This window comes from Nocardia sp. CDC159, assembly GCF_023740735.1.
GTDB classification, from domain to species: Bacteria; Actinomycetota; Actinomycetes; order Mycobacteriales; family Mycobacteriaceae; genus Nocardia; species Nocardia pulmonis.
In genome coordinates this window covers 1-11,893 of the sequence record NZ_JAMRXH010000038.1, presented here as the reverse complement: position 1 = coordinate 11,893, position 11,893 = coordinate 1, and the positions used below count along the sequence as shown (strand labels likewise).

Genomic DNA, 11,893 nt, shown 5'->3' with positions numbered 1-11,893 from the left:
TGGCGACGGATGTCGTTGTCGTCGTTGCCTTGCGCGGATACCAGGGCTTCGATTGTTCGTGCTCGATTGCTCGGGCTGAATAGTCCGGCGAGCCAGGTGTTGACCGGGTGGACGAGGTGTGCTTCGCGCAGGTTGACGGTTTTCGGGTGATCGGCTTGTAGCGGGTGCCGGGTGGAAGCGTGCGAGCGACGCACCGGTAGTAGACGTGGCCGTGGGGAGTGCCGCCTTGCATCTTCCGGTGGCAGATGCCGCAGCGGATCCGGCTCCGGAACTGATACACGTGTGGTGAGCTCTGCCGGGCCCGTTCGAGTTGGGTCTTGGAGCGGATACTGCTGCCCGCGCGGCGGCGGCGCACCAGCTGGGCCTCGGTAAATGTGGCGACGGACACGATGGGCGGGTGTGCCGGCTTGCGTGACCGGATAACGCGGTCGGGGGTGGAGCGCCGGAATCTGACGATGTGCCCCGCGGCCACGTCGTCCGGGTCGAGCAGCTCCTCGTGCTTGGTTGTTCGGCCGAATACGGCGTATCCGGTGTAGCGCGGATTGTTGAGGATCGCGTCTACGGTGGTCTTGTGCCAGCCTTGGCCGGACCGGTGGGTGTTTTGTTCCGGCCGGTAGGCGGAGGGGCAGGGGATACCGTCGCGGTTGAGGTTGTCGGCGATTGCTTTGAGGCCCGTGCCTGCGATGTATTCGCGGAAGATGCGTTGCACGACAGCGGCGGTGTTGTTGTCGATGAGCAGGATTCGCAGCTTCGTACCCGCCGCGGCTCGGGCTGGGTTCGGGTGGGGCGGACCGTCGACGACGGTGTACCCGTAGGGCGGTCGGCCGCCTTGGTGGCGCCCTTCGTTGAGTACCTGAACGTCCATAGCCGCGCGGGTCCGCTGCTGGACGTGCTGGCGCTCGGACTGACTCATGCCGCCGAGCATGCTCATCATCATGTTGTGGGCGGTGTTGTGCGGATCGTATCGACCGCCCAACTCTGGAATCCAGATTTCGATGCCGTAGGCGGTCAGCCGCGGCGCGACCAGGCTGAACTGGTTGCCGTACCAACACCGCTGGCCCTCGCCGACAACGATGGCCGTCCAGGTGCGTTCGGGGTTCTTCAAATCAGCGAGGAGTCGGGATGCTTCCGGACGTCTGTCCCACGGCACTGATCGGGAATGTCCGGTATCGAAGTAGGTTTCGACGATACGGCCGGGCGCGAGTGCCGTGCCTCGGGCGAACTGCCAGTTGTAGGAGGTCTCGGGATCCTGATTGTCCTCGGTGGAGCAGGACGCGTCCGATAAGCGGGGATCCGGCCGGAAGAAGGACGGTGAGTTCGTCGCCTTGTCTCCGAGCCGACCGACCAGCTGACTCCCGTTGACTCCTACCACCACTGGTCGAAAGGATTCCGGCCGCGACCCGAGCTCGCTCTTTCTCAATGTACTGGTGGACCAACGATCTCGATTTTCCTACCTCGATGCGCTCGAACGGTACGGATGGTCGTGTCGAATCCGGTTCACCCCTGCCGCAGCGGGTAGTCGCCACGTGATCGCGGACTGACCAGGCGCATATCAGGATGGGAGCATCACATGTCGGTGGAGGTCGGGGACATTGTGCTGCGACTGCGGGATCGGGGTGTCCAGTACGTGTTCGGTTACTCGGCGACGGGATCCATCAATTGATCGCCGCGTTCGACCGGGCCGACAACGAGCCGCACTTCGTGCGGTCCAGGCGATCCGGAAGCGTGGCGGCCAGCCAACAGGGAGCGACGCTCAAAGCGCAGGAGATCCTTCCGCGGTCCGGGTGTGCCTGAGTTCATGAACCAATCCCGCCCGCACTCGAATCCACTCCTGACTGTCCCCGCGCCCCCAGAGGCAGCACGGATCGCCGACATTCTGCGACGCGAGACCGTGGGCGGCGCACTGGTACTCACCGCCACCGTGCTCGCGCTGATCTGGGCGAACACGCCGTGGTCGGATGCCTACATCGCAGTGCGTGAGTTCACCGCCGGCCCGCAATCGCTGCACCTGAACCTGTCGGTGGCCGAGTGGTCCTCTGACGGGCTGCTGGCGGTCTTCTTCTTCGTGGCGGGCCTCGAGCTCAAACAAGAGTTCGTGGCCGGGGAACTCCGCGCGGCCCGCCGGGCCGCGCTACCCGTCGCCGCGGCGGTGGGCGGCATGGCCGCACCCGCGGCCATCTACGTGCTTATCAATCTGCGCACCGGCGGTAATGCCTTGCAGGGCTGGGCGATTCCGTCGGCGACCGATATCGCCTTCGCCCTCGCCGTGCTCGGCATCATCAGCACGCATCTGCCGCAGACACTGCGCACCTACCTGCTCACTCTCGCGGTGGTCGACGATCTCATCGCGATCACTATCATCGCTGTGTTCTACAGCCAGACGCTGTCACTCGGACCGCTGGCGGCCGCGGTCGCCGCGGCCGCTGCCTTCGCGGTGGTGGTGCGATGGAAGCCCGGCTGGTGGTGGCTGATGCTCCCGATCGCGGTCCTCACCTGGGCGTTGGTGCATGCGTCCGGTGTGCACGCCACCGTCGCGGGGGTCGTGCTGGGTCTGCTCGTTCCGGTGCGCAAGCGGAGCGACTCGGCTCCGGCCGGACCGTCCGAACATTTCGAGCACCGGTTGCGGCCGATGTCCGCGGGGCTGGCGGTGCCGATCTTCGCGCTGTTCACCGCGGGCGTTGCGGTACAGGGGCTGGACGGTCTGCTCGATGCGCTGAGCGATCCGGTCGCATTGGGCATCGTGGCCGGGCTGGTGGTCGGCAAGTCCTGCGGCATCACAGCGACGACCTACCTCGTGGCGCGGTTCACCCGGGCGAGTTTGGATGCCGGGCTGCGGTGGATCGACATCTACGGTGCGGCCATGATCGCCGGGATCGGATTCACGGTGTCGTTGCTCATCGGTGAACTCGCCTTCGGAGAGGGGAGCTCGCGCGACGAACATGCCAAGATCGGTGTGCTGTGCGGGTCGCTCTTGGCAGCGATCATCGCCGCTGTGATACTGCGTATTCGCAACCGCGCCTACCGCAACGCGGAGCAACGGGATCGATGACGGAGAAACATGCCGTGGCACGCACTGCGGGCGGACCGGTCAGTGACATCTCCCGCCAGGTGCTCTCGCTCGCGGAAACATTCTGCCCGCAACGACTTCCGCTAATCGCAGCGCTCCTGGAGCGATCGCACGCGGCGTCGTCGAGCGGTCGCGGCGGGTCGGCCGGGCGGACAACTCCATCGGAAGCGGGCGAGCGCCCGGGTGGACGGCGGCGGTCGACCTTTGCCCGGGGTTGGTGACTTCGTCGAGATCGGTTTGGTGGAGGACGCTCTGGCCGATGGCCGTCTGTACCCCGCGGCTTGTCCAAGACGCGATTATGGGGACGAGTCGGTGGTATGGCGGGCGTGTACGACCACAGCGAGTATTGGGAAGGCGCTGGAAAGTAGCCGACTACGACACCCACTGTCAGTGGGAGGGAATGCGATGACCCCAACATTCGGAAGGACCACGGATCTGATCGCCGTGGCGGAGTTCGATACCTACGCAGCAGCCGAGGAGGCGGTGAATAAGCTGTCGGAGAAGGATTTCCCTGTCGAGCGCGCCACCATTTGCGGCGCGGGACTGCGCCTGGTCGAGCATGTGCTCGGCCGTTCGACCTACCCCGGTGCGGCCGTGCGGGGAGCGGCGGCCGGTGCGTGGATCGGATTGGTGTTCGGTGTGTTTCTCGCGTTGTTTACCACCAGCGCGGTCTGGTGGGTGGCCACTGTCGGCTGGGCGGTGTTGTGGGGAGTGGTCGCCGGTGTGGTCTTCGGGTTGGTGTGGCGCGCGCTGCCCGGAGAGCGTCGGGAATTCCTCTCGGCCAGTGAGCTTCTCGCCGACCACTACGAGGTCCTTGTGGAGCCGCAGTTCGCCGAACACGCGCGCACGCTGTTGAACGACTTGCCGACGGCGCCGACCTCGCGCAGCCAATAGAACTGTTCGCGGTCGAAGTCGATCGGGCGTGAATCGGGGCGGAATAGGCCCGATGGAAGTCCCTCCGCGGTCGCGCTGGAGCCCCGTCGGCGATGGTGGATCCCCGGCCGGACGGCCAGAGGGGCACATCCAGCAGATCGGAAATGGCTCTGCCAGCACCCCAAGGAGCTACTCGATGCGAGCAGCGCCGCAAATCAACCCGCTGAGTAGCGGTACGCCAGGCAACACCGGCTGGGTATCAACGTCGCCCGCTGTGACCGGGTCGCGTGTGGCACCTTGATCGTTGCAGGAGGCGTGATGTCCTCGCGCTGGATTGTCGAACGAGGGTAGGTGTCGCAGAGCCGGGTGCCGCTCGTGGCCGACGGATCGTCGAAATCAAGCATCTCCATGGTCGTCCAAGATGATTGGCCGCCGAAGCGCCGTTACGTCCGTGCCGAGAAGCGTGCATCGCAACGGGTATGCCGCTGCCGTAGGCAGTGCGACTGATTGCCTACGCCGGGCGCCCCACTTTACGAGGAGCGCATCAGCCCGCGTCGAGTCCCAGGTGCTGGACCGCGTGCTCGGCGTGAGAGCGATGACAGGAGTCGGCCCCGATCGAAACCGGGGCCGGGTCTAATTTACTTCGGGCACTTCTTCCAGGCGAAGTGGTAGGTGGTCTGGATGTTTCCGTCGGTAGAATCCATCGTGATGAAGCTGGTGGTCTTCTTCGGGTCCGAGGTACCGGCATCCACGCGCAACTGGGTGTTGATGTTGAAGTTGCGGGATTCACCGCAGGGCTTGTAAACGATCGCCCCGACCTCGGTCGTATCCGTCTTCTGCCAGTCCTCCACGAAGGGGCCCTTGAAGGTGTGGTCGACGAATTGGGTCGGCGAGTTGCCCTGGAAGTAGTAGCGGGCCCGCTGGAGCGCGGTCGCCCCCTTCTCCAGTGATGCGAATCCCCGGTAGTCCGCCGATGCGATCCCGTAGGTGAAGCCTTGCGGGACATGGACCTTCAGGTTGATCTGGCAGTTCTTCCGGAAGTCGGTCGGAGTGGAGCCGACGCCGACCTGTGCGGTGTACTCGCTGTAGGTCACCGTGAATGCCTCGTTGTCCGGCGACACCGCCACGGCCGCGGTCCCCGGCGGGCATCCGGTGCCGTTGACGGTCGCGACATCGATGATGATCTTGTCGGTCGGCGGCACCGTGGGCCACTCGGGTGCCGGGGCCCCGAAAGCTGGTGAACTCGAGACGGGTACGGCGAACGCGAATAGGGCAGCGCCGATGGCAGCGAACTTCTTGTTCATGGGATTCCTCGCAAATGCTCCGGTCGATTCTCCGGTCGCAGACGTACCCACTGTAGGCGCCATGCCATTAGGTACGAAACCCCTAGTGAGAGAGGGGGATTCGCGCAAATAATCAGATGATGGTATGTGTGGCAAGGCTTGTCGAAGCGATGGGTATGAATACCTCTGAATGGCAGCGGGTTGCGTGCATCCAGGCAATCATATCGCTGCCGAAAAGAAAAGTATCGAATGGTAGTGAGTTGGATGAAAGGCGCGCAGTCGAAAACTTCCCTCTGGGCCGGACTGGTACAACAGCGCTCCGATCCCGATCCCGATCCCGACCAGGTCAGGTCAGGTCAGGGGCAGTGGCCGGTGGCTGCGTCGTGCACTCCTGCGATTGCGGCTTGGCGTTGGTTGGGGGTGAATACTGGCCAGTCCGGAGTGTCGGCGAGGTTGGCTATGGCCTTGTGCACCTGATCGTCGACGCCCTGTTGCCCGGAGCGCTGACGGACCTCCTCCAGCCGGGGCAGCAGGTCCGCGCAGGTCTTGCGGCGAATCTGTGCGGGCGAGGTGGCGGAGGGCACCGACACCGATCTCGAATTGTCCGGTGGCAGAATAACTTCGGAGGTGGGCGGCAGGGTGCCGGGGGGCTGTGTCGTGGTACTGAGCGGTGGGGGAGTCTCGGGGCGTTGCTGGCCGATCAGGTCGCAGGACGGGGTCGTCAACGCTGCGGCGGTCACAGCTACGGCAATTGCGATGCGGCGCATAACTTTTTTCGGGGGCGAGTGGTCGGTCTGGACAGTTCTTCGGAGGGCTGGTAGTGACGCCGACGGCGATGGCAGCGGCCCCGGCGAGGGGACGAGCCGGGTGCGAGGATAGTTATCGATCATGATGATTACCGCTTGCTCGTTCAGGGGTCGGTGGTCGGCGAGCGCCCGGTTCGGCGGGTTGCTGCGGCGGGATCGGGTCGTCCTGCCACTCGGGATAATCGGTGCCGTGGATGGCGGGGACAGCCCAGTCGTCGAGTTCGTGCGGCGCGTTGTCCGAGGTGGCCGGAGCCTGTTCTTTTGGATCGTTCATACCGTCGACGTGCCACGGCGCGCCCGGCGAAAACGTGCGGCGGGAAACCCGCCGGAGTGATCGGCGTCCGCGGTGGTAGGACGCGCGGCGGCCCGTTTCGGAGAACACAAGGGGCGGGCCAGGACGATCGGAGAGAGCCGGTGAATGACAGGGCGAAGATCGACGAGGACGTTGCGGTAGCGGCTATCGCTTCCCGACGCCGCAACCCGAAGCCGACGCCACACTCGAATGGGACTGGACCACAGCGGTGGTCGTGCGGGTGGGGGCCGGAGGGCGCTTCGGGCTGGGGTGGACCTACAGTTCTCCGGCGACGGCCGCGGTGATCTCGAATCATCTCGTCGGCGTGCTGAGCGGACGATCGCCGCTGGACACGAACGCCTGCTGGTCGGCGATGCATCGGGCCTGCCGCAATATGGGTACCAAAGGGCTTGCTGCCCAGGCCATCAGCGCGGTCGATATCGCGCTGTGGGATCTGAAGGCGCGGCTGCTGGAGATCCCGGTGTCTCAGCTCCTGGGCACGGTTCGTGACGAGGTACCGATCTACGGTTCGGGTGGTTTCGTCTCCCTGGGCGATCACGGCGGCTTGGCCGAACAGGTCGGTCTGTGGCAGAGCGCGGGCTGTCCGGCGATGAAGATCAAGATCGGGGAGGGGCGGGGGAGCAGGATCGCGCGCGATCTCGCCCGGGTGGACCGGTTGCGGGAATTGGCCGACGCGGATGTGGAATTGATGGTGGACGCGAATGGCGGCTACACGCGAGGGCAGGCCCGGCGGGTGGGCGCGGAGTTGGGCGCGCGTGGCGTGGTGTGGTCCGAGGAACCGGTCACCAGCGACGATCTATCGGGTCTGGCCGTGGTCCGGGACGCGGTGCATTGTGATGTCGCGGCGGGAGAGTGCGTCTACGACCAGTACGACGCCGCGGCGCTCGTGGATGTCGTGGACTGCCTGCAGCTCGATGTCACCCGCTGCGGTGGGTACACCGGCTTTCTGCGGGGCGCGGCCCTGGCCACGAGCCGGGGCCTGCAGGTCTCGGCTCATTGCGCCCCGGCACTGAGCGCCCCGGTCGCCGCGGCGATTCCGAACCTGCGGCATGTCGAATGGTTCATCGACCATGCGCGCCTGGAACCGATTCTCGCAGAAGGTATTCCGGAGATCTATCACGGTGCGATGCGGGTTCGCCAGGACGAGGCGGGCCACGGTATGACCATTGGCGTGGACGCGGCGGATTACCGGCTCGCCTGAGCGCCGGTGGTGCCTTCTCAGGATGCCCCGCCTGGCGGCCTGGACCCATATCGGCACCGGTGGCATCGACAACCGGTTTGGCCTGGCAGGCAGGGGGAATGCCGGTTCTGACATCACCCCACGACTCGATGGGGGCTCCGGGTCGCAGGCACGCTCGGAGAAGGAGACCTGTCATGGCCGATACCCGTTTCCGCCGCTCCCACAACGGTTGTCGGCTGTTGATGGCATTGTGCGTGCCTGCCGGTGTCCTACTGTCGGGGTGTGCGAAAACGACCGATCCGGTGGCGCCGGGTGATCCACCGGTTACGGCAAACGATATTCCGGTGATCACCCCAGGGGCCGCCGGGCAGCTGTGCGACATGATCGCGGGGCAGATGCCCGACTGGCGCGGTCAGGACGCGACGATGAGCAAGATCGAATTCAATGCCACGGTGCAGGATTGGGCGGCTCGCAACAGGGGAGTCAACGTCGCGGTGATGCAGAACCGTTCGGTGATCGATGAGGTGACCACGGCGCACTGTCCGAAGGTGCGCAGCGACACCGTCGCTGCCTTGCAGACCCCGGATCTCGCCTCCGCCTTGGTGGGGTGGTAGTCCACTCGTCACCGCCAGTGCGGGGGAGGCGCAGCATTCGCTTGCCTGCTCACTTTGGGATCGGCGGCCCGGGGTCGAGGCCCATGGTTCGGCGGGCCTTGCGGATGAAGTACAGGCCGCTACGGGCGGTTTCGCGGGCGATGCGGACCTGGCCGAGGGTGGTGGCGGAGGCCAGTTGGATTCGGGCGGTGTTCATACGGTCGGAGGCCTCGCCGAGCGCGTCGAGGGCGATGTCGTCGTCGGGGGTGAGTTGGACCAGTTCGCTGCCCATGCGGTCCAGGTAGCGGCGAACCTCTGCTTTGGCGTTGGCCACCCGTTCGGCGTTGCCGGTCCACTCCCGCGAGATCCACCACACGATCAGCGCCAGCACGGCGACGATGAGGACGAGGAAAAGTAGGCGACCCACATTCCCAGCGTACGGCGGTGACATCGGTATTCGTTGGTCGCTGGGGGTGTGTCCGCCGGGAATGGGCTGCGACGGCCGAAGGTGTCGCTGCGGTATCGGCAGCCGCCGCGGTGTGCCCGTGCATGGGGGTGCGGGTTGGTGGGTATCAGCATCGATGTCCGACGCGGGTGGCGAGCTGAATGGGAAATGCCGGTGGCGTTGCGTATCGAGGATTACGGCCTATTGGGAGATCTGCAGACGGCGGCCTTGGTGGGCCGGGACGGATCGATCGATTGGTTGTGTCTGCCGCGGTTCGATTCGTCAGCGTGTTTTGCGGCCTTGCTGGACGATGAGCGGGCGGGGTTTTGGCGGTTGGCGCCGGTGACGGGCGGGTTGTGTAGCCGTCGGCGCTATCGGGGTGATTCGTTGATTCTGGAGAGCGAGTGGGACTCCGCCGACGGATGTGTGCGCGTGATCGATGTGATGCCTCCGCGCAGCGAGGAGGTTGACGTCGTGCGGGTCGTGGAAGGCGTCAGCGGGCGTGTGCCGATGCGGATGGCGTTGCGGTTGCGTTTCGACTACGGCCGGATCGTGCCGTGGGTACGTCGCGGTGATGGACATATCAGCGCCGTCGCTGGCCCGGACGCGGCCTGGTTGCATACGCCGGTGGAGTTGTACGGCCGTGACCTGACCACCTACGCGGACTTCACTGTCGCTGCGGGACAACGGATACCGTTCGTCCTGGCCTACCGGCCCTCCCATGAACCGCCGCCGCGCCCCGCCGATGCGGAGAAGTCGATCGCCGATACGGAGTGGTTCTGGTCGCAGTGGATGAGCGCCCTGCGCTACGAGGGCGGATGGGGCGAGGCGGTGCGGCGCTCGCTGGTTACGGTGAAGGCACTCACCTACGCGCCGACCGGTGGGATCATCGCGGCGGCGACCACGTCGTTGCCGGAACAGCTTGGGGGCGTGCGCAATTGGGATTACCGCTTTTGCTGGCTGCGCGACGCGACGTTCGTGTTGCAGGCCCTGCTGGGTACCGGTTTCGTCAGCGAGGCCCGGGCGTGGCGGGAGTGGTTGCTGCGGGCGGTCGCGGGCGATCCGGCGAAGTTGCAGATCATGTACGGTCTGGACGGGACGCGGCGGCTGCCCGAGATGACGCTGGATTGGCTGTCCGGTTATGAGGGGGCGTCGCCGGTGCGGGTGGGCAATGCCGCGTCGGGGCAGTTCCAGTTGGATGTGTGGGGGGAGGTGCTGGACGGATTGCATCTTGCGCGCCGAGCAGGTATCGAAGCGAGCAAGGCCGCGTGGGATCTGCAACGCGCGCTGCTGGATTTCCTGGAAGGTCATTGGGACGCACCCGACAACAGCCTCTGGGAGGTGCGCGGCCCCCGTCGTCATTTCGTCCACTCGAAGGTGATGGCCTGGGCAGGCGTCGATCGAGCCGTTCGGGCCGTGGAGCGGTCCGGCCTGGACGGTCCGGTACGGGAGTGGAAGGCGTTGCGGGCGCGCATCCATGCCGAGGTGTGTGCGAAGGGGTACGACCCCCGCCGCGGCACCTTCACGCAGTTCTACGGTTCGGAGGGATTGGATGCCGCGCTGCTGCTGATCCCGAGTGTCGGATTCCTGCCCTGGCACGACGAGCGGGTCGTGGGCACCGTGGAGGCGGTGCGGGCGCGGTTGTGCCGTGACGGTTTGGTGCTGCGCTACGAGCCGGAGGCCGACGGCGGGGTCGACGGGCTGCCCGGTCACGAGGGGACTTTTGTGGCGTGTTCGTTCTGGCTGGCCGACGCGCTGCACGGCATCGGCCGACGGGACGAGGCGGCCGAGCTGTTCGAGCGGTTACTGGACCTGCGCAACGACCTGGGGCTGCTCAGCGAGGAATACGACACCCAGGCTCGGCGTCAGGTGGGCAATACCCCGCAGGCGTACAGCCACGTCGGATTGATCAACGCCGCCCGTCACCTCAGCGGCGCACATCCCGCTGTTCAGACGGCCGGCGGACACACCGAGCGGTCGGGCCGCTGAACGCCGCATTCGGTAATCGACATCCTGCCTTGACGACTCGCGTGGTGCCGGGGGTGTTCGAAGCGGGCATCGCCGGGTACCGCAGTCGTGAAACGATCCCGACGAACACTAGGGGCTCTCATGACCAAGGCCATCGACATGCTCGACACCTATCCGGCCACGCTGGGAATGGACAAGCAGATGCTGGGGCGTTGCATCGATGAATGCGTCACCTGCGCGCAGGCGTGTACCGCATGTGCGGATGCCTGTCTGAGTGAGGACGATGCGGCTGGGTTGGCGACATGTGTGCGACGCGATCTGGACTGTGCGGACATCTGCGAGGCCACCGGACGGGTGTTGTCGCGGCATACCGGTGACGATTCCGGCGTGATCGCCGCGGTGCTGCGGGCCTGCGCGGCGGCGTGCGCCGCCTGTGGCAGCGAATGTGAACGCCATGCCTCCCGCCACCGGCACTGCCAGGTGTGCGCCGAGGCCTGCCGACGGTGCGAAAACGCCTGCCGTGAGGTGCTGTCCGCGCTCGGCTGACCCTCCGACATCGCGAGACCGCGTGCCGCCACACCGGCGGTGCCGCGCGGTCGCCGCGATCAACGCAATCCTGCGATCCGCGTGGCCAGCTCCGTCTCAGACAGTGTCCCCGGCACTCGGTCGACCTCGGTGTATGTGCTCACGAAAACGAATGTCGGTTGAGTGGATACATCGAACCGATGCCACAGCGTCCCATCGGTGTCGACGAGATTCGGGAACGGCAGGTCGTACTCGTCGACGAACTCGCGCATCGCGCTTATCGTGTCTCGGCCTGCGATACCGACGAACTCGGTATCGGGATGGGCGCGAGCGGCATCGGCGATCCGCGGCGCTTCGTGTTGGCAGACCGGACACCCTGGCGCCCAGAACCACAGTACGACCGGCCTTCCCACCAGACTCGCGCCGAAGAACTTCTCGCCGTCGATGGTTGTCGCCGTGAATCTCAACGGTTCGGGCACCGGAGCGCCCAGTGTCGCAGTGGAGGTCGTGGGTCCGCCGGACTGGGACGAAGAGCCCGTCGGCTTCGTCTGTCCGTCATTCGTCCCGCATCCGACTACGAGCACCGCTGCGGTGATGAACGCCAGCATGCTCGTGCCGATCCTCACGTCACGCTCGCACGGTTCCAAAAGATCCCTCGTGATCCGATCGCATGCACAATTCTACCGAGTGGGAGAGTTGCCAGTTCAACCTGTGCGATTGCGCTAGGCCGTGTCTCGAAGTGATGCAGCGGCTGTGAGATTGGTTGGCGGGCTGGGATTTTGATAGTGGTGAGGTCTCCGGTAGTTGGTTGATCGACCAAGATTCAACTGAACACCGGAG

At 65.6% G+C, this 11,893-nt stretch carries 11 protein-coding genes; 6 read left to right on the top strand and 5 right to left on the bottom strand.

Annotated features, from left to right (window positions below):
* Positions 1–1,375, bottom strand: a 1,375-nt coding sequence (locus tag NDR87_RS36950; protein ID WP_251918964.1) for a recombinase family protein, incomplete at its 3' end; no start/stop codon positions are given.
* A 423-nt stretch (positions 1,376–1,798) separates the two neighbouring features.
* On the opposite strand from NDR87_RS36950, the gene nhaA reads away from it, so the two are divergent.
* Both nhaA and NDR87_RS36940 read left to right on the top strand, forming a co-directional pair.
* On the top strand, positions 1,799–3,049 hold the full coding sequence (gene nhaA, locus NDR87_RS36945) for a Na+/H+ antiporter NhaA (RefSeq protein ID WP_251918961.1): 1,251 nt from the start codon (positions 1,799–1,801) through the stop codon (positions 3,047–3,049).
* 462 nt (positions 3,050–3,511) lie between these two features.
* Positions 3,512–3,961 carry a general stress protein gene (locus tag NDR87_RS36940; RefSeq protein ID WP_251918959.1) on the top strand — a complete coding sequence of 150 codons (450 nt, stop codon included), beginning with the start codon at positions 3,512–3,514 and terminating at the stop codon, positions 3,959–3,961.
* A gap of 617 nt (positions 3,962–4,578) precedes the next feature.
* On the opposite strand, the gene NDR87_RS36935 is transcribed toward NDR87_RS36940, so the two are convergent.
* Both NDR87_RS36935 and NDR87_RS36930 read right to left on the bottom strand, forming a co-directional pair.
* Positions 4,579–5,244, bottom strand: a complete 666-nt coding sequence (locus tag NDR87_RS36935; protein WP_251918957.1) for a DUF4360 domain-containing protein — start codon at positions 5,242–5,244, stop codon at positions 4,579–4,581.
* A 335-nt stretch (positions 5,245–5,579) separates the two neighbouring features.
* Entirely contained in the window at positions 5,580–5,813 is a 234-nt protein-coding gene (locus tag NDR87_RS36930) for a hypothetical protein (RefSeq protein WP_251918955.1), read from the bottom strand.
* A 737-nt stretch (positions 5,814–6,550) separates the two neighbouring features.
* Here NDR87_RS36930 and NDR87_RS36925 point away from each other — a divergent pair.
* On the top strand, positions 6,551–7,543 hold the full coding sequence (locus NDR87_RS36925) for an enolase C-terminal domain-like protein (protein ID WP_251918953.1): 993 nt from the start codon (positions 6,551–6,553) through the stop codon (positions 7,541–7,543).
* A gap of 323 nt (positions 7,544–7,866) precedes the next feature.
* Complete coding sequence (locus tag NDR87_RS36920; RefSeq protein ID WP_251941328.1) at positions 7,867–8,136, top strand: hypothetical protein; 270 nt, start codon at positions 7,867–7,869, stop codon at positions 8,134–8,136.
* Positions 8,137–8,185: 49 nt separating this feature from the next.
* Here the strand turns inward: NDR87_RS36920 and NDR87_RS36915 are convergent, their stop codons facing one another.
* Positions 8,186–8,542 carry a hypothetical protein gene (locus tag NDR87_RS36915; RefSeq protein WP_251918950.1) on the bottom strand — a complete coding sequence of 119 codons (357 nt, stop codon included), beginning with the start codon at positions 8,540–8,542 and terminating at the stop codon, positions 8,186–8,188.
* A gap of 186 nt (positions 8,543–8,728) precedes the next feature.
* Between NDR87_RS36915 and NDR87_RS36910 the strand changes: the two genes are divergently transcribed.
* Both NDR87_RS36910 and NDR87_RS36905 read left to right on the top strand, forming a co-directional pair.
* Positions 8,729–10,549, top strand: coding sequence for a glycoside hydrolase family 15 protein (locus NDR87_RS36910; RefSeq protein WP_251918968.1), 1,821 nt, complete (start codon positions 8,729–8,731; stop codon positions 10,547–10,549).
* Positions 10,550–10,669: 120 nt separating this feature from the next.
* A complete protein-coding gene (locus NDR87_RS36905) occupies positions 10,670–11,074 on the top strand; it encodes a four-helix bundle copper-binding protein (protein ID WP_251918948.1) in 405 nt (134 codons plus the stop codon).
* A gap of 59 nt (positions 11,075–11,133) precedes the next feature.
* Here the strand turns inward: NDR87_RS36905 and NDR87_RS36900 are convergent, their stop codons facing one another.
* A complete protein-coding gene (locus NDR87_RS36900) occupies positions 11,134–11,661 on the bottom strand; it encodes a redoxin domain-containing protein (protein WP_251918946.1) in 528 nt (175 codons plus the stop codon).
* Positions 11,662–11,893 lie beyond the last annotated feature (232 nt).